Consider the following 19,120-nt stretch of genomic DNA (forward strand, 5'->3'; position numbering starts at 1 on the left):
TCCTTGCTGTTATTTAAAGTTTAAGAATCCGCGAATGGTATCAAAAAGAGATCTGATATCTTCCCCTACCAGATCTTGCTTTCTGGCGGTTGTGCTCCTTTTCAGAGAATGTGTTTCGCTCTGGCTTCGGCTTTCTGCCTTCTTTTTCCGACACGAAGGACAACGCTTTGGAAGCTGCAGCCCCTTCTTCTCAAAGTACTCCTTTTCTCTCTGCGTTATGGAAAACGACTTTCCGCAATCCGGGCAGGTGAAGGTCATGCAGACTTTGGCAAGCTCCTCAAAGCATTCCTTGCACACAGAATCGGGAGCCCTTCCTTCCAGCTTGTGCTTATTGGTATACAGCATGGGCTTGTGGCAGCGGGAACACACCATTTCCTCGCCCTTGCTGTAAAGACATGACTTGCAATACCCTTTTTCAAGGGTGTCGGCGTCAAACTCCTGGCCGCAAAGCCGGCACCGGGCAATATTGCCGCTTGGAATTTTAAAACGCCGGGGAAAAATCTTTATGGATTCCGGATCTCGACTCTGGTATCTGCCGCTTTCCAGCAGAGAGAGATATTCCTTGAAAAGAGCCAGCCATTCCTCCGTAGAAATGCGATCTTTTTCTGAAGCATGACTGCCGTCATAGCGAAACGTCTGATAAAACGCATCCTTGATTTTATAAGGAAGATGACTCCAGCAGAACCTCCACGCGCCGTCAGGAGTCCTGGAGTTTGTCTTGTCTCCAAGAGGATACGAGAAGTCCATCCTTTTGATATTCGATACCGGATCTTCTCCCCCGAGCTGGGAATAGGGCGGCTTGCCGGGCAACATGGTCATGAACAGCAGCGTAGCTACGGCAAAATACTCGTTACCGAGTGTTCGCAGGAATGTCTGAAAATTCCTTTGCTGAATCTCCGGCGCCGTGAAGTTGATGGTGCCCACGGCACAGGGAAACTCCTCAATCTGAAAGCTGTCCGTATCGACAAAATATACTTCCGTGGGTGAAGCTACCAGGATATTCAAAGGATTAATATCGCCCATGATGATGTTGTTGCTGTGCAGGTAGGAAATCTTCTCCAGAATGGTAACGGCAAGACGTACCAGAGAAGTTCTGTCCCAGTCAGGGAACTTGGTTTGCAGCAGCTTGGGGATAAAGACGCTCCTCTGGAGCTCGAATCCCTTGGCCTTGGGCATAAGATAGCCCACAATATGCCCTTCATTGTTGAAAATGACGTCCGTCGGCCAGCATATGCCGGAACAGCTGAAGCCGCATCCCACCATTCTTTTCAGCTTTTCCAGACGATGAAATGAACGCTTCCTGGCATTATAGATCTTACAGACCTGACCGGAAACGCTGGTCTCAAAGACCATGCCTTCGCCACCTGCTCCAAGCTGTTTTGTGAGTCTGACGTTCGTGCGGGACACCCCCGCTCTTACAAGGTCCCCGACCTGAGGAATTACGGTAGGAGGCAGAATGCTGTCCGGCTCCGAAGTCATTCTGGAGGCCAGTGAAAAAAAAGGGCGACCATGGCTTTTCACGGGTTCAACGTCCTGTTTTTTCCCCCCCGTCCTGGCATTGTTAAATCGGTCGATGTTCCCGTCATTGATGCCGAGCGTCCCATGCGACGTAATGCGGTAGACCTTAATACGATATGAACTGCGCTGCGAAGTTATGGCATTCAACCCAAGAATATCGTGGGCAAGCTTGATGTCCTGCGTTATCAGCGTCAAATTATATTGCAGGCGGAACTTGGAAAACTGAGTTTGAAACACATTGTCCGCAAAATTGTCGCTGGGTTCTCCCTTTATGCTGATCCATTTTTTATTCAGAGAGATACTTCTGAGGGCATATTGCGCGGCACCGGCTGTCTTCTCATTCCCGGAGTGAGCATGCTTTTCAAGCTCTTCAATGACTTTTTTCGGAACGATGACATATGTTCCTGCCGAACGCAGAGCAGAAAACAACAGCGTTTCGAACTCCATATAATGTTCGTGCATGAGACTGCACGTATCCATGAACACCTTGCTCTTGGTGACAAGCTCGTTAATGAGCTTAGTGTCGCGTGATTGCGGCGTAGCCATAAAAACTGCCCTCCTTCCTTTCAGCCCCTTCCCATTCATCATTTACCGTCTTCAGGCACGACTTCTTCCCAGGCAAAGCACTCAACGGTGCCGCATTCCATGGAAGCAGCAAGGCGTCATGCTTCCGTGAGTCTAAAGCAGACGCCAGGAATCATCTGTCTCCCGGGCCCCCGACGAGCGGCTCTGACTTCTGAAGCCAAATGGTCCATCGTTTTTCCCATACTCCAGCGAGTCCGCTTCATCCGGCATTTCCTGTGCCGCTGCACCTTCTTCCGCGTGGCTGTTCTCAGGCCACTCGTCCCCGTCGCTGTCCTGATAGGAATTCTCCCCGGACAACATGAGTCCATCCCATTTTTCTCCTTCGGCATCCCACAATTGCAAATAGGCGTCGCCGACGATCCGGGCCGTAAGGATGTCATAGCCGGAAACACTCTGCAAAGAGCCCAGGGTCTGAATGTCAGCGGCCAGGAGGCGATCATTCGTTATGAGACACAGGGGATACTTGCTCCGGAGACGAAGCATCTGCATGGTAACGACTTCGGCCAGTGGAGGATCCTGCTCATCTCCATAAAACTTGATTCTGCCGTCTCGTCTGCACGCATCCACAAAGGCTCTGCCATCCTCACTCAGAGAGGCTTCCAGCAAGCCAAACGCCTTGGCCGGAACAATAAGCGGATTATGGTACTGCAGAGCGGCAGCCCCCAGCTCTTCAAGACATTTTCTGTTTCCCAAGAAAATATCAGGAGTGACGATGACCTTGCAGCTTGCGATGATATGTTCGATCAACTTGACCGACTGAATGTTCCTGAGCGCATTTCCCGGGACTTCCGTTCTGGGAAACTGCTTAGGAAAAAAACAGAACCATGACGAAAGCAAATCGCCCGCCGTCCCTTGATCACTGCCGGGGAAGTGCTCCAAGCAGATATTAAGATAGGCAGCAACATCCCGTCTGCTTTTTCGACAATGCTCGAGCATAGATGCGAAACCTATGTACTGCAGCGGACTCAACTGAGTCTTGCCCAACTCCAGGTTGTTGACGGTCTGTCGAGTAATGCCCAGCACCTCCGCAACATCACTTGCCGACCATTCGCAAATGGAACGGAGTCTTCGAAAGTTCTGCTGGATGAAATCAAGCTGAGCCTTCTGAATTGTCGTCAAATTTGCCATAACTACCTCTTTGAATACTTTTTGACGTATTAATTTATTTTTGTCAAATGATTTTACAAAATAAAAAATATGATAAAATTTTAATAAAATTTAAATCTGTCTTCTCTTCCTGACGTCCCTTTTCCCCCTCTGTGCCCCTAAAAAATCGCCCTGCTCCTGTGCTGAAAAAACTCGGGAGACCTCTTTCCCCTCTGAAGCGACCCTGACTTCTACTGTGTCTCAGGTACGAAGAGGTCTTCCGTGAAGTCTCTGCCCTCCCCGGCAAAACGCATGCAGTCTGCTCAGCTTCCTCCGCCTTTTCAGGCCTATCGGCAACGCTTCAACGAACACAACGAACACCCCCGCCATTTCCTCTGCACCTCAAAAGCATTTTCCCTCTGCCTTCATTCAAAAGGTGAACAACAGATTGTCGGCATGCATTCCTTCAGCTTTCGTATTTTTTGCCCCTCATATTTCTTTGCTTTTTTGAGAATGCGTGAATCGTCCCCTCAGGCATTCCGGCACTTCTGAAAGCGTCAGTCTTCTGGCAGAACGGCAGATGGGCATTCCAACTGCCCTCCTGTCCTGAAAAAGCATAATTGCCGTCATCTAAATACAGACTTGATATTCTTCACTATTATCAGTCAACAATACGTATCTGTTGACAAAAAAAAATTAACCTATATTTTGAATTCATTTCATATCCGGACTTTTGTCCCCTGAGGCAGGTCTTTTCCTACTGCTCCAGGACTGAATTCCCATCGGCTGAAATTCAAACGGTTTCTTCAATATGGGATTCCTTAAGTGCCAATGGTTCTTTAACCTTTGTTTGCTCTATGGAGGAATCACCATGATTTTCGATTTCCGTCTCCGTCCGCCGTATAAGGGATTCAAAAATCTCGGCATATTCAATCCCGCTCCCTGCAATGAAAAACTTCCTCAGAAGCATCACGGAATACCGAGCGAAGCGGCCAGAGCAAAAGACCTTGATCTTTTCTGGCAGGAAATGAAGGATGCAGGAATCTCAAAAGGTGTCGTCATAGGTCGGCAGGTGCCCAACGACGCCGCCTCCGTTCCCAATGACGACGTGCTCGACATGGCGCGCGAATTCCCCGATAAAATCATTCCCTTCGGCAGTCTGGACATTACTCGTGGAGTATCTGCTACGCTCGATGAATTGGAACGGTGCATAGAAGGAGGAATCAAGGGCATTGCCATGGAACCAGCCTACGCCATGCCGCCCAGAAAGGCCGACGCCAACGTTCTCTATCCCCTGTACGCCCGCTGCGAAAAAGCCGGAATTCCCATGGTGCTGACCCTGAGCTTCTTTCAGGGCACGCTGGAATATTCCGACCCCTGCACCGTACAGCATGTAGCCAACGACTTCCCGAATCTTCAGATCGTCGTTGCCCACGGCTGTTATCCTTGGATTCCCATGATATTCCAGGTAGCCATCACCAACAAAAACGTATGGCTGCTGCCCGACATCTATATGCTGAACCCCACGGCTCCCGGCAATCAGATGTTCGGCGAGGCCATGCAATGGCTCGACGGCGAACGTATTCTCTATGGCTCCGCCTGGCCCTGCTACAACTTGAAACAGGCTATCCACGATATCGAACGTTTTCATTTCTCTCAGGAGCATAAGGAAAAGTTCTTCTACAAGAATGCCGAAAAGCTCCTGAACATCAGCCTTGCCTGATTTATGCCTTTTCTGAAGAAAGAACCGTCCGGCTCTACGGACGGTTCTTTCTTTGACACACGACGTATCGGACCGAGCAGCTTTTACCAGCGCAGGGCGACGTTCCCGGCAGCACGAAAGGTCATCTGCTCTTTCGACATCTGGTGTTAAAAATCACAATATGAAATATTTACTTTAATATATTGAATTATTTTATTTTTATTTTCATACCTCATCACAGTTGAACGCCATTCTCAAACACCTTTCAACGGAAAAAGATACCACTGAAAAACATTATTAATTTTTTTGAGAAAATATTGACAAGTTAGATAAAAACAACTAGTCTTCTTTTCAGAAGTTGGTGGCCTTTCAGTGGGCACTCCTCACAGAGTGTTCCGGCCTGAGGCCGACATTGCCGGTTCATCACATGAAGAATGTGGTGCGCTGGTTTTTTTTTGTCTTAAGGGTGACCTTATTACCATAATTATCCCTTAGACGATACTTCTTGCCGCATCCTGGTTGCCAGTCGATGCAGGCAACATATTTCACTGGGTGTTTTGCTCGGACTTTCACCAAAAAGACTCCGCAAGGCAAAACAAAGCAGCCTGGAACACATACAAACGGTATGTGCGTCCGGGCTTTTTGTTTTTTAAGGAGATTGCCATGAGTATTTGTGACACCACTTGTTCTATGACCGGTCAGGAACAGCGACTTGCTGACGGCAGAGGCCAGTCCAGCCCCCGCGCCCGTACCAATAAGGCTCTGGAAATCATTAGAAGCGGCCGTCCCAAGCTGGATATTGAGCGTGCCGTTCTGTTCACGGAGTCCATGAAGCAGACCGAACAGTACCCCCTGGTTTTGCGCTGGGGCAAAGCCATCCGCTACGTCATGGAACACATCGGCGTCGTCATTCAGGAAGGCGAGCTTCTGGTCGGCACGGTTGGCGGTCCCGGAAGAATTTCCCCGCTGTACCCCGAACTGCGTTGCGGCTGGTTCCCCAAGGGTATGCCCGCCACCCAGCAGAAAGACGCTTACGCCGTGCGTACTGAGGATATGGAAGTCTTTATGGAAAAGGTTGTTCCCTACTGGAAGGGAAAAACCGCCCATGAGCACTACCTCACCCTGCTGCCCAAGGAAACCCGCGACATCATTTACGGTGACGACGACTACGGCGCCACCGGCCTCATGCAGGACAACTCAAACATCAACTCCACGCTGAACTGGAGCGGTGTGTTCGACAAAATCATCTATAAGGGCGTGCTGGCGCTCAAGGCCGAAGCCGAACAGCGTCTCGCCGAACTTCAGAACGATCTCATCCACAACCATTACGACAAGATTCCCTTCCTTCAGGCCGTGATCGAATGCTACGAAGGCATGCTCATCTACGCCCGCCGCTATGCTGAAAAGGCCCGTGAACTTGCCGCCGAAGAACAGGATCCCGTGCGCAGAAAGGAGCTCGAAACCATTGCCTCCAACTGCGAACACGTGCCCGCCTGCCCCGCCCGCAATTTCTGGGAAGCCATGCAGGCCCACTGGTTCGCCCAGGTGGCCTATCGCGTAGAGCAGCAGATCAGCGGCGGCGTGGCCCTGCACCGCTTCGATCAGTACATGAACCCCATCTACGTGAAGGACCTGAAGGAAGGCAATCTCACCGAAGACTTCGCCCTTGAACTTCTGGAAGCCATGTGGCTGAAGATAGCTCAGGTGGTTCCCTTCAGCGCCACCAACGCCGGCAACTACTGGGAAGGCTACGCCCACTTTGAAAACTGCACCATCGGCGGCGTGGACAAGTACGGCAGAGACGCCACCAATGAGATGACCTACCTCGTCATCCGCTCCAAGAAGGAATTTCCCCTTCACTATCCGGAAGTTTCCCTGCGCGTTCACTCCGGCACCCCGCACGAACTGCTGCACGCCGCCGCCGAACTCGTCAAGGAAGGCTGCGGATTCCCCAAGTTCTTCAACGACGAAGCCATCATCACCCAGCTTCTCGTCAACGGCGCGAGCATTGATCAGGCCCGCGACTACTCCGCTGCCGGTTGCACGGAAATCCGCATGCCCAACATCGACACCTATCTGCCCCTGGGCGGCAACATCAATCTCGCGGCTGCGCTGGAAATGGCCCTCAACGACGGCAAGGCCCACTTCGGCCCCAAGTACGAAAAACTCATGACTCCTTCCGTCGCCAGAAAAGACATCAGGAGCTATGAGGATATCGTTTCCAACCTGCGCGAATGCATAGATTTCTATGTCCGTCACTTCATGAAGCGCATGTCCGCTCTGGAGCTGACCAACAAACAGTGCCTGGCCGCCCCCTTCATGTCCTCGCAGAGTGACGTGTGCATGAAGAATCTGATGGACATTCATCAGTGCCTCATCCCCGGCGGCAACCATCATGACACCGGCAACGTCAACTTCAACGGCTTCGGCACCTGCTCGGAATCGCTCTGCGCCATCAAAAAGCTGGTGTACGACGACAAGGTGCTCTCCCTCGACGAACTGCTTGGCGCCGTGAACAACGACTTTGAAGGTCAGGAACCGCTCCGTCAGCTGGTGCTCAACGCGCCCAAGTACGGCAACAACGATCCCTATGCCGACAACATCGCCCGCAACCTCGACGCCATGATCATGACCATCGTCCACGGTTACGAATCCGTGTTCGGCGAAAAGTACGTCAAATACGTGCCCGTCACCTCCCACGTCGGCCTCGGCAACAAGACCTGGGCCACCCCGAACGGTCGTCACGCGCACACCTTCCTTTCCGAAGGCATTTCGCCCACGCAGGGCGCCGACATCAACGGGCCTCTCAGCACCATGGTGTCCATCGCCAACAGCACAAGCCGCGTGTATCCCAACAGCTGCGCCCGCCTGCTCAACCTGAAGCTGAACCCGCAGGTCGTCAGTGGTGAAAAGGGGACGACCGACCTCATGAACCTTATCCGCAACTTTGTGGACCTCAAGCTCTGGCATGTACAAATCGGCATCTACAACAAGGACGTGCTTCTGAAGGCCCGTGAACATCCTGAAGACTACAAGAACCTCATCGTTCGCGTAGCCGGCTACAGCGCATACTTTGTGGAGCTGAGCCCCAGCATGCAGGGTGAAATCATCGCCCGCACGGAACACGAGATGATGTAGCAAGTCACGGCCTCCCCTCCCTGTAGAAGGGGAGGCCACTCTTCCCCCTGAAAACGCAGGACGGCCGCCATGACCACGACCAATAAAAACATTGACTGGAAATACCTTGTCCATTCCCTCATCTGCCTTTTCTTCATGTTCGGATTTGGGAAACTGACACCGATTCCTCCCCTTCAGCCCATAGGAATGGAGGTACTCGGTATCTTCATAGGACTTTTGTATGCCTGGATAGCCATCGGCTTTGTCTGGCCCAGCTTTCTTGCTCTTATTGCCCTTGAGCTGACCGACCTGCAAAGTATGAATCAAATCATTGCCGGCGGTTTCGGCAATAATGTCACCGTGTTCGTCTTTCTGATGTTTGTTCTGGTCATCTATTTCGAAAAAGCCGGACTCTGTGAACGCATAGCCTACTGGTTTCTCAGTCGAAAGATAGTCATCGGTCGTCCGTGGACGCTGGTCACGCTCTTCCTCCTTGCGCCTTACGTCATGGCAATGCTTACCTACAGCTATCCTGCCATGCTTATCATGTGGACTATTTTGTACACGGTATGTAAGGATATAGGCTATAAAAAAGGCGATACTTTCCCGGCATTTATGGTCCTCGGAGTGGGCCTTGCCGCCCAGCTTGGCCTCACCGCGCTGCCCATCAAGTCCCACTCCCTGCTTTCCATAGGCATTCTCGACTCCGTCACGCATGGCCAATACGTCGTAAACTTTTTCGAGTATGCCAGCATCAATATTCTGATTACTCTTATCGTTCTCGGCATCTATATTCTGATGATGCGCTTTGTCTTCAAAGTCGACGTAGAACTTCTCCGCAATATTACTGAGGACAAATTCTCCGCCTATCGCGACCAGAAAATGCCCCGTCAAGAAAAAATCGCATTCTGTACCATCATATTATTCATTTCCATCATGGCCCTGCCGAGCATGCTGCCCCATGACTGGCTGGTGGCGACCATACTTCGTAAGTTCGGCATGGCAGGCAGCCTCATCATAGTGTTCGGCCTTCTCACCATGCTCAGAATCGAAGGAAAGCCCATTCTCGATTTTTCCGACGTGGTCAATAACGGCAAGCTGGGGTGGGAAGTCATCATCATGTATGTCGGCTGCATGCCCGTGTCGAGCGCCATGGCCAACCCCGATGTAGGCATCACAAACATCATTGTAGAATACTGCATGCCTATGCTCAGTCACCTTACGTCCTTCCAGTTCTTCATCATCACCTTCATCCTCATAACTCTGCTCACGCAGGTCATGCACAATCTTGTTCTTGCAGCCATCATTACGCCCATCATCGTACAGCTGGCGATAGTAGCCGGGTGCGACCCCGCGCTTCTCATCATCATTCTGTGCTTCTCCTACGGATTCTCTACGACCACTCCGGCATCGTCTGCCTCATCAGCTCTCATTTTCCTGAACGAATGGTCAAACACGAGAACAAACTACAAAGTTCTGATTTCTCACTTTATCATCAGTATGGCTGTCATATCGATATCTGTTATTCCAGCTATTTATATGGTTTTTACAAAAGCACGGTAATCTCAGACATCAGGAGCTGTTATGGAATCCACCGGTAATAAGGGACGCATATTCAACATTCAAAAATTTTCCGTTCACGACGGTCCGGGAGTAAGGGACACCGTTTTCATGAAAGGCTGCCCGCTTCGCTGCCTGTGGTGTTCCAATCCCGAGTCGCAAAGTCCCCAACCCCAGATAGGCTGGCGTGAAAAGAAATGCATCGGCTGCGGCGTCTGCCTGAAGTCATGCCCCAGCGGCGCGCTTTCCCGCGGACAGGACGGCCGCATCGAACGCGACAATAAAAAGTGCACCCTCTGCATGCAGTGCGTCAAACGCTGTTACGCCAAGGCCATGCACGTGTACGGCGAAGCCCTCGACGTCGATGAACTCTATGCGCGCATACGCAATCAACCGCTGGCCTGGAGAAGCGACGGCGGTGTAACCGTCAGCGGCGGAGAACCTCTGATGCAGGCCGAATTCGTGGCCGCTCTGCTGTCCAAATTCCGCCGATACGCCATTCACACCGCCATCGAAACCTCCCTGTTCGCCGCATGGGAAAAAGTGGCCCTCGTAGCGGCGCAGTGCAGCCTCATCTATGCCGACATGAAATTCTTTTCTGCCGAAAAGCATAAAAAATACACCGGCGTGGACAATGCGCTCATTAAAGAAAATCTGCTCCGACTGAAAAAAGGATTCCCCTCCGTTGAACTCATCGTCCGTACGCCGGTCATTCCCGGCATCAATGATGATGAGGAAGAGCTGAACAACATTGCCGACTTTCTGAAGCAGGTTCCCGGCCTGAATGACTACGAACTTCTCCCCTTCCACTCCTTCGGAGCGCCGAAGTATGAACAGCTGGGCATAGAGTATGCCGTCAAGGACCTGAAAGCGCAGGACAAAGAAGAAATTCTCCTTCTGAACAACGAACTGCGTTACCGCATAGGTCTGCCCATCCCTAACTGAATCCCGTGAACCATGAACGTAGAGGAGAAAATCATGTGGCAAATAACTCCGATACATGTGGCGACACAGCACTGCATACGAAAGGGGATGCTTGACCGAGGCGACCCCTCCGACGCAGTAACGCGCATGGATATCCCCTTCATTTGCTGGCTGTTGCATAACGACGAGCTGAAACTGACCTATCTTGTAGACTGCGGACCAGACTTCGACAACGATACCAATACCAAACTGCATCAGCCGATGACCATGCTTCCAGAATGGCATATTGGCGAACGTCTGGCCGCCATGGGCGTTTCCTCTAAAAGTCTTGCCGGCATCATTGCCACGCATCTCCACTGGGACCATCTCAAAGCCGTAACGAACCTTCCAAACAACATCCCTGTGTTCGTGCAGCGCCATGAATTGGCCTATGCCGTGGCAAGCCGTGGTAAGAGTTACGGCAAAGCCTACGAATCGGATGAGCCGAACCCATTCTTCCTCCGCTGCTATAATCAGTACCATCTGCTGGACGGCGATGCTGAAATCGCTTCGGGACTCCGGGTTACCCCGGTTCCCGGCCATACTGCCGGCTCTCAGGCTGTGCTGGTGGAGACGGAAAAGGGCCGTATCGTCCTGGCCAACGACGTTATCAACGTTCTGGAAAACTGGACAGAAGGCATCCTGCCCGGCAACGTGGCAGATTTCGACGCCTATCACCGCTCCCTAGAGACGTTGAAGAAGTATGAACTCGAAGGGTGGCGCATTGTGCCGGGTCATGATTTTCGCGTATTCACTACGCTGGCCCCCCTGTTCAACGCCATATACCCGCCGCAGAACTGACGACGTTCTCATATTATCAAACTACAGAGAATACCATGAGCAAGCAGAACATTACCTTTCTTGCAAATCTGGCCGTCGTCCTTCTGCTGATGTTTGGCCTCGGTTTCGTCCCGCCGTTTCCAGGACTCAACGTCATGAGCATGAAAGTTATTGGCGTTTTCACCGGCGTCATCTACGGCTGGATAATGCTCGACATCGGATGGCCTTCCATCCTCGGTCTTGTCGCGCTGTGTCTTTCAGGCTTTATGCCCGCCAATGACCTGCTCGCCTCGGCCTTCGGCTCGCAAACCATCGTCATGATACTCTCGCTGCTCTTCCTTGCAGCCTTTGTTCAGCAAGCTGAACTCACTGAGATTATTGTGGACTTCCTCTTAAGTCGTAAGTGCACCGTGGGCAAGCCGTTCCTTATTCTGTTCAACTTTCTGCTCGCAGGCTTTCTCGCGGCCGTACTCTCTCAATGCCTGGCCGTGCTGGTTATCTTCCTTGAAATCTTCAAGGAAATCGTGCGTAAAACCGGCATCAAGCCGTACAGCTCCGCCATCCCTGCTTTCATGGTCGGCATGGCATTCTCCATAGTCATCGGTGACATCAGCCTGCCGTTCAAGGGATGCGCCATTCTCGGCATCGGCGCTTACGAGGCCGTCACCGGACAGCGTATGGATCTGGCAGCCTTTTCCATTTTCATGTTCCCGATGTGTGTGGCCTCCATCGCGTTCTATGTACTCTCCTGCAAGTACATTTTCCGCGTAGACCTAAGCGCGCTACGCTCTTATCGACATGAGTCTTCCAAGGGGGCGCAAATCACGGCTCTCAAAAAAATTTCGCTGACGGCCATCGTCATCAGTCTAGCGCTGCTTCTGCTTCCCGGCATCATCCCTTCAGGGAACGCTCTCGACAATCTATTCCAGCAGCTCGGTCTGGGAGGCCTCTCTCTTGCTATCATCGCCGTGCTTATGATTCTGAAGGTGGACGGCGAGCCACTCCTCGACATGGTTAAAGTCGCTCAGTTCTTTCCATGGAAAGTGTTCTTCGTGCTGGTAGTGCTCCTGCCCGTAGCCAGTGCTCTTTCTTCGGATACCGTAGGCCTCAAGTCTCTACTGTCCTCTCTCGCCACCTCTCTGCTTTCAGATTTGTCCCCCTCCCTTGTCATCTTTGCGGTGGTGCTGCTTCCGGCCATACTCACCCAGTTTGCCAACAACATGATTGTCACTTCGGTCTTTGTGACCATCATCTGCTTCATCGGCAAAGCCCTTCCTTTCAATCCTGTCATACTGAGCTGTTTGGTCATTCTGTCGGCCAATCTCTCCATGTTCTTCCCTGCGGCCAATCCTATGAACGCCATACTATTCGCCCAGCGAGACCTGGTTACCTTCCGACAGGAAGCCAGCTTCGGCTTTCTCTCCTGCATGCTGCTCTGCCTGTTTCTCGCCGTTGCCGGCTATGGCTGGGGCTGCCTCGTCTTCTAACCATCACTATCCCATAACCATATATCGGAGGAATCTCTATGCGTGCTTTTCAAATCACACAGCCTCACGTCGGTGAAGTCGTTACCCTGCCCGTTCCTGAAGTCGGCCCGGGCGAAGTCCTTGTCCGTATGCACTACGCCGGCATCTGCGGCTCCGACTTGCATACCTATGAGGGAAGACACGCCCGCCGCAAGCCGCCTCTGATTACGGGTCACGAGGGAAGCGGCATAATTGAAAAGGTGGGAGAAGGCGTAGAAGGACTGCAGGAAGGTCAGCCCTGCGTCATTCTGGCCGAGCAGAGCTGCGGAAAGTGCCGCTGGTGCAAAGAAGGGCATACAAACCTCTGCGCGTCCAAAATGCTGCTCGGCACCAAGCCCTGGCCCGGCACCTTCAGTGAGTATGTAAAGGCTCCGGCGGCCAACATTCTTCCTCTCCCGGACGGCCTCTCCCTGCGACTTGCCGCCATCACCGAGCCTACGGCCATCTGTATGCATGTACTCCGTCAGGCTTCCTGGCAGGCCGGTCAGAGCGCTCTTATCTTTGGCGCCGGCGGCATCGGCTCCATACTTCTGTCGGCCTGCCGCGTACTGGGCATGAGTCGAGCCGTGATTGCCGATCCCAAGCAGTTCAACGTTGATCTTGCCAAAAAGCTCGGCGCTACAGTGGCCATCAATAACGGCGGAGAAGACGAAGGCCTGCCCGCACTGATTGAAGCCTGCGGAGAAGAAGGCGTGGATGTTTCCTTTGTTGCCGCTTCTCCCACCTCCATAGTCAACCAGAGCTTCAGGCTCACGCGCAAGCGCGGCACCGTCACTCTGGTGGGGCAGTTCAACGTTCCCGGTATTGTGGACATCGACAAGTGCCGCCTGAAGGAACAGGTCATCGTTTCCAGCGCAGCGGCCAACCGCCGCGACTTCATGGAGGCTCTGGATATTCTGTCCAAGCATCCCGACGCATTCCTTCCCGTCATCACGTCGGAAGTCACCCTTGAGGAAACCGACGATTTCCTCCGCGCCATGATTAACAACACCGTTCCCGTGGCCAAGGCTATTATCCGCCTTATCTAAGCCTTCAGGAATGATTCCGGCCAACAGGCATATGTCGGGTCGGAAGCTTCCGAAACATGCACAGTAAAAATCAGTTCTCCGTATCAGGATGGACGGGGCTGTGCTCCCCGTCCTCCGCATCCCTTCCGAAGGAAAATCGTATGAACACCCTTGAATCTCTGGCCGGCTTTGTCAGTCGTCTGCGTTATGAAGATATTACGCCTGCCGCTGTTCACCAGGTCAAACTGAGCCTAGCCGACGCTACAGGCTGCATGATCTACGGCAGCAAATCTGAACATGCCCGTAACGTGAAAAGAAGTTTCCAAATCTTTGCTTCTACCTCAGGCTCACGGGTTTTCTTTGAAGACTGGAAAGCACCTGCGTCCTTTGCGGCCCTGATCAACGGAGCAATGATCAGCAGCATGGCGTATGACGATCTGCACCATGGAGCTACCGTACACTGCGGCTGCATCGCCGTTCCGGCAGCATTGGCAGCTCTTGGTCTGCAGGAAGATGCCGTTTCCGGCAAAGACTTTGTAACCGCCCTTACTGCGGCTTATGAAACCATGATCCGGGTAGCCTACTCCATTATGCCGGAGGTACGCATCAGAGGCTATCATCCTGCTTCAGTTGCCGCTCCTTTCTGCTCGTCGGCGGCCGTCTCGAAAATTCTGAAGCTGGACGAAGAGAAGACACTGCATGCCATCGGCATTGCGGGAGGACTCGGCTCCGGTCTCATGTCTGCGCAACTTTCTTCGGATATACACGGAATGCAGGCGCCTTACGCTGGAATACACGGCATACACGGCGCGATCATGAGCAAAAATGGAGTTCACGGTGTTCGAGAACTTCTGGATGATACCTACGGATCGTTCCTCAACACCATCTCCGGGAAACATGACGACTCATGGTTGAAGAGCGTGGGCGACGGAAAATTTGAATGCCAGGGACTGGGCATTAAATATTATCCTACTGCCGGCTCCGTAAGCAGTGCGCTGGACGGAGTTTCCGCAATTCTTGAAGAAAACAGTCTGCGCCCCGACGATATTGAGGAGATAGTTGTCCGCGTCAACAAATCAGTCTTTCTCCACTGCGGCTTTGACTACGTTCCTGGTCCGGTTTCCGGAGCGCAAATGAACATTGCCTATTGCGTCGCAGCCCTACTGGTTTGTCATGAAGTCAGTGCCGCTCAGTTTGAGCCCGATGTCATACTCAACCCTGAAGTGGCAAAAAAAATGGCGCTGGTTCATGTTGTCCATGATGAAAGCATGGACAACATGGGCAAAGATTTCGGCTACTACACAAAAATAGAAGCCAGAGCAAACGGGAAAACCTTCCGAAAAGAAATCATACATCCGAAAGGAAGCGCGCAGAATCCTTTGTCTCAGCAGGAAGTCAAGCATAAATTTCTTGCTCAGTGCAAAGGTGTTATTGCTGATAGAGACCTTGTCGACAGTATTTTTGAGTCTATTATGAATATAGAAAATATCAAAGATGTGCAGACGATATTCGACATCATAAAATAAAAAATATTCTCAAGCATTGTATGTTACTTTTACGGAGCATCTTATGAATTCTTTCTTTCGTGGACGCCGTCTGCGCCGTAATGCCGTCATTCGTGAAATGATGGAGGAAGTCTCTCTCCGTCCTGCAGATCTCATGATGGGCTACATCGTCGTAGAAACCGACGACAAAGATTTCCGCAAGCCCATAGCCTCCCTGCCCGGCATGTATCAGCTTTCCATCGAGCAGCTTGAAAAGCAGGTCGGAGAAGCAGTGGACTCCGGTCTGCGTTCGCTTATGCTGTTCGGCATTCCGGCAGAAAAGGACGAGAAGGGAAGCGGAGCATATACGGAAAACGGCATCATTCAGCGCGCTGTCCGTCGCTTGAAAAAGAACTGGCCCGAACTGCAGGTGGTCACCGACGTATGCCTCTGCGAGTACACATCGCACGGGCACTGCGGCCTGTTGGCCGAAGGCGACCGCTCCGGCCACGTGCTCAACGATCCCACACGAGAACTCATCGCCCGCACGGCCCTCAGTCACGCGCAGGCCGGCTCCGACATGATCGCCCCCTCCGACATGATGGACGGTCGAATTCTCGCCATCCGTGAAACGCTGGACGCCGCAGGCTTCGTTGATCTTCCCATCATGTCCTACGCAGTCAAGTACGCTTCCGCCTACTACGGCCCCTTCCGCGACGCCGCCGAGTCCTCCCCGCACTTTGGCAACCGCCGCTCCTATCAGATGGATCCTGCCCTCGTGACCGACGGTCTGCGTGAAGCCGCCGCCGACATCCGCGAAGGCGCGGACATCATCATGGTCAAGCCCGCCGGCCCCTACCTGGATATGATAACCAGAGTTTCCGAACGGTTCGACGTGCCTGTGGCGGCCTATCAGGTCAGCGGCGAATATGCCATGATCCGTGCCGCAGCCCAAAACGGCTGGATTGACGAAGAGGCCGTCATCCTGGAATCACTTCTTGGCATACGCCGAGCCGGAGCCAAGATCATCATGACATACTTTACTGAGGAGCTGCTGAGAAAAGGCCTGGTCCGCTGATCAGCCCTTTCTCATCTTTCCCTCTCCCCCTTTAACTCCGACAGAATAACTGCCACAAGTTTTCCAGCGATTCATGTACGACATAAAAACCAACTGTTGCATATCTCTGTCCGAAAGTTTATCCTTACATTCAGTTTCTATCGGTAGAAAACACCACATGCCTAAAATATGCAAGGAGCGCTCTTTATGAGTAACACTTCGGAATCGTGCATACTGATTGGCGGATATGCTCAACCACCAAAGGAGACTGCTGCTAATTTTGCATACAGCATATTATCCTGTCAGCTTCTTATTAATAAAAAGTCACATTGTGTCGTCCATTGTCATTTTAATACCATCAGTCCTCTTACTTCCGAGTATTTAAACGACATGATATTCGGATACTGTTTCGATAATCCTATTGATCCATTACTGGAAAAGATACAGAGTCATATGTATCTTTCCATAACCAGCAGTGTTGTACATGCTCTGCGCAATGCTCAGGAACGTTTCAAGCAAATTGAAATTCCTGACTAAGCTCTCTGAGTTCTGACAAGAACAGTCCTTCGGGGGTTCGACCTGGTATATCCATACCAACGGGTATATCGCTTCGTCGAACCATAAGCCCGCTTTCAGCTCTTCCTTTCCGTTGAGTTGAAGCGGGCTTTTTTAATTAATTTTTTCCGGAATTGCAGGCTCACCATGCCAGACCTGCCATGCATACAAGGAGACCAGTATGAACGAGCCAACCATGAACGTGCTCCCTCTCGGGCATCTCGACTGCCAGTATTTCCGTATTGTAGCAGGATGCGACGAGAGCAGAATGTACCGCTCCCCGGTCAGCGCCCTGCTGATACGACACCCGGAGCTCGGAAACATTCTCTACGACACCGGCAACAGCCCTTACAGTCGATGGGAATACGGCGAAGACATCAACAGCATTTATCCCGTGGGCAGCTTCATTTCCATTGAAGAAGCGCTGGGGCTGCATGGGCTGCGCTGTTCCGACATCGACATGATTATCCTCTCCCATCTGCACTTCGACCACGTGGGAGGTCTTCGCTACTTCAAGGGCACAAAAGCCATCAAAAACGTCATCGTTGCCGAAAGCGAACTGCAGAACGCCTGCTTCAGCGTGTTCACGGGCGAAGCTCACAGCGCATACATCAAGAGCCTGTTTGACGTGGAAGGCGTAACGTACAAGCCCATACGGGAAACGACCTCTCTTGCCCCTGATCTGACACTCTTCATTCAGAATGCGCACACTCCCGGAGTTACCGGACTTATCGTCAAAACCCGCAGTCTGGGAAACGTCATCGCCACAAGTGATGCTGTTTACACAAAGGAAAGCTGGGAAACGTCCACGCCTCCCGGCGGCCCCATCAACAAGGGGACCGACGATTTTCTTGCCAACCTTCAGCGTCTGAGAAAGCTGCAGAAGCAGTATGACGCCACCATGCTGTTCGGTCACGACAGTAAGCAAATTCAGGAATGGAGCCTCAAGGGCGACATCTGAGCCTCAACCTTCTCATACTACAAGGAGCCTCATCATGGAACTGAACCTGAAAGGAAAACACGTGGTTGTTACCGGCGGAGCCAACGGTCTCTGTTACGATATTGCCAAGGCCTACTATGAGGCCGGAGCCGAGCTTTGCATCGTGGACATAGCTCCGAATATTGCCGAAGCGGCAAAACAGCTCGGCAAAGATCGCGAAGTCAAATATTACAGCTGCGATTTGAGTAAACTTGATAATCTTCCCGCCGATTACGAGGCCATTAAGGAACTGTGCGGTGGGCGCATCGACATTCTGTTCAACGGCGCCGGCATTCAGTACAGAGCAAAGGCCGAAGATTTCCCCCTTGCCAAGTGGAAGCTCGTACTGGACATCAACCTTAACGCCATATTTGTGCTTTCACAGCTTGCGGGACGCGACATGCTGGAGCAAGGCTACGGACGCATCATCAATATGGCATCCATGACGTCCTTCTTCGGCAGTGAAATGGTTCCGGCCTACGCATCCAGCAAGGGGGCCATTGCCCAGCTGACCAAGGCTCTGTCCAATGAATGGGCCAGCCGCGGCGTGCACGTCAACGCCATTGCCCCCGGCTACATGGTCACCAAGCTGACGGCTGACATGGAGGAAAAAAATCCTGCGCAGTACAAGGAAATCACCAGCCGTATCCCCATGAAGCGCTGGGGAACCGGCCAGGATCTCGGAGGACTGGCCGTTTTTCTGGCCAGCAGTGCTGCCGACTACATTACCGGGGCCGTCATTCCTGTTGACGGCGGATACCTCGGAAAATAACGACTTTTTCCCCAGGTAACTTTGCTCTTCACAGGCCCTTCTGCTCTCAGCAGAAGGGCGCTTTTTTGTGGAAAAACCTGTTTAAAACAAAAATTCCTCAAGAGAAACTCTCCTGAGGAAATATTGTCATTGTGCTGGCGTCCCCAGGCGGATAAAATTTATAATATAACATATTGAATTAGTATATTTAATATATACTCACAAGCAATCATACCCACAAAAATATCTACGTTTTTAAAAATATCTCCATCAAAGATGGAAAACTTCCTTGCCGGGGGAGCGGACATATCGCCCCAATTCCTCATGTCTCAGTCTCTCATTGCCGAACGTGCCGGAAGCTCACTAAAAAAACACAGAGCAACACTAAAAGGGATTAATGCGCCGGCCTTATCCGCACACGGCTCCCGCCGTTCTGTCCAAGACGGAAAA

The 19,120-nt window shown here is 52.0% G+C and carries 15 protein-coding genes; 13 read left to right on the forward strand and 2 right to left on the reverse strand.

The genetic code is table 11. The features are described 5' to 3' along the window. Window positions 1-9: 9 nt before the first annotated feature. Both Q0J81_RS11315 and Q0J81_RS11320 read right to left on the reverse strand, forming a co-directional pair. Complete coding sequence (locus Q0J81_RS11315; RefSeq protein WP_294447965.1) at window positions 10-2,064, reverse strand: zinc-ribbon domain containing protein; 2,055 nt, start codon at window positions 2,062-2,064, stop codon at window positions 10-12. 132 nt (window positions 2,065-2,196) lie between these two features. Then, window positions 2,197-3,231, reverse strand: coding sequence for a helix-turn-helix domain-containing protein (locus Q0J81_RS11320; RefSeq protein WP_294447966.1), 1,035 nt, complete (start codon window positions 3,229-3,231; stop codon window positions 2,197-2,199). 240 nt (window positions 3,232-3,471) lie between these two features. On the opposite strand from Q0J81_RS11320, the gene Q0J81_RS11325 reads away from it, so the two are divergent. From Q0J81_RS11325 to Q0J81_RS11380, 13 genes are all read left to right on the forward strand, one after another. After that, on the forward strand, window positions 3,472-3,741 hold the full coding sequence (locus Q0J81_RS11325; RefSeq protein WP_294447967.1) for a hypothetical protein: 270 nt from the start codon (window positions 3,472-3,474) through the stop codon (window positions 3,739-3,741). 319 nt (window positions 3,742-4,060) lie between these two features. Beyond that, entirely contained in the window at window positions 4,061-4,912 is an 852-nt protein-coding gene (locus Q0J81_RS11330) for an amidohydrolase family protein (protein ID WP_294447969.1), read from the forward strand. A 642-nt stretch (window positions 4,913-5,554) separates the two neighbouring features. Further along, complete coding sequence (locus tag Q0J81_RS11335) at window positions 5,555-8,029, forward strand: pyruvate formate lyase family protein (RefSeq protein ID WP_294447971.1); 2,475 nt, start codon at window positions 5,555-5,557, stop codon at window positions 8,027-8,029. Window positions 8,030-8,098: 69 nt separating this feature from the next. Then, entirely contained in the window at window positions 8,099-9,571 is a 1,473-nt protein-coding gene (locus Q0J81_RS11340; RefSeq protein ID WP_294447973.1) for an SLC13 family permease, read from the forward strand. A gap of 21 nt (window positions 9,572-9,592) precedes the next feature. Then, window positions 9,593-10,513 carry a glycyl-radical enzyme activating protein gene (locus tag Q0J81_RS11345; RefSeq protein WP_294447974.1) on the forward strand — a complete coding sequence of 307 codons (921 nt, stop codon included), beginning with the start codon at window positions 9,593-9,595 and terminating at the stop codon, window positions 10,511-10,513. A gap of 33 nt (window positions 10,514-10,546) precedes the next feature. Then, window positions 10,547-11,332, forward strand: a complete 786-nt coding sequence (locus Q0J81_RS11350) for an N-acyl homoserine lactonase family protein (protein WP_294447976.1) — start codon at window positions 10,547-10,549, stop codon at window positions 11,330-11,332. A 35-nt stretch (window positions 11,333-11,367) separates the two neighbouring features. Further along, window positions 11,368-12,798 (forward strand): SLC13 family permease, encoded by a 1,431-nt coding sequence (locus Q0J81_RS11355; protein WP_294447977.1) that lies wholly within the window; start codon window positions 11,368-11,370, stop codon window positions 12,796-12,798. 38 nt (window positions 12,799-12,836) lie between these two features. Then, window positions 12,837-13,865, forward strand: a complete 1,029-nt coding sequence (locus Q0J81_RS11360) for an alcohol dehydrogenase catalytic domain-containing protein (RefSeq protein WP_294447979.1) — start codon at window positions 12,837-12,839, stop codon at window positions 13,863-13,865. 140 nt (window positions 13,866-14,005) lie between these two features. Beyond that, complete coding sequence (locus tag Q0J81_RS11365; RefSeq protein ID WP_294447980.1) at window positions 14,006-15,370, forward strand: MmgE/PrpD family protein; 1,365 nt, start codon at window positions 14,006-14,008, stop codon at window positions 15,368-15,370. Between the two features lie 43 nt (window positions 15,371-15,413). After that, complete coding sequence (hemB, locus tag Q0J81_RS11370; RefSeq protein WP_294447981.1) at window positions 15,414-16,406, forward strand: porphobilinogen synthase; 993 nt, start codon at window positions 15,414-15,416, stop codon at window positions 16,404-16,406. Between the two features lie 186 nt (window positions 16,407-16,592). Then, window positions 16,593-16,922 carry a DUF3870 domain-containing protein gene (locus Q0J81_RS12345; protein WP_366937527.1) on the forward strand — a complete coding sequence of 110 codons (330 nt, stop codon included), beginning with the start codon at window positions 16,593-16,595 and terminating at the stop codon, window positions 16,920-16,922. A 199-nt stretch (window positions 16,923-17,121) separates the two neighbouring features. Further along, window positions 17,122-17,901: an N-acyl homoserine lactonase family protein gene (locus Q0J81_RS11375; RefSeq protein WP_294447982.1), complete on the forward strand. Its 780-nt coding sequence runs from the start codon at window positions 17,122-17,124 to the stop codon at window positions 17,899-17,901. 34 nt (window positions 17,902-17,935) lie between these two features. Beyond that, the gene (locus tag Q0J81_RS11380; protein WP_294447983.1) at window positions 17,936-18,691 is read left to right on the forward strand and encodes an SDR family oxidoreductase; all 756 of its coding nucleotides are present in this window, start codon (window positions 17,936-17,938) and stop codon (window positions 18,689-18,691) included. Window positions 18,692-19,120 lie beyond the last annotated feature (429 nt).

Source organism: uncultured Mailhella sp., from assembly GCF_944324575.1.
Lineage (GTDB): Bacteria > Desulfobacterota > Desulfovibrionia > Desulfovibrionales > Desulfovibrionaceae > Mailhella.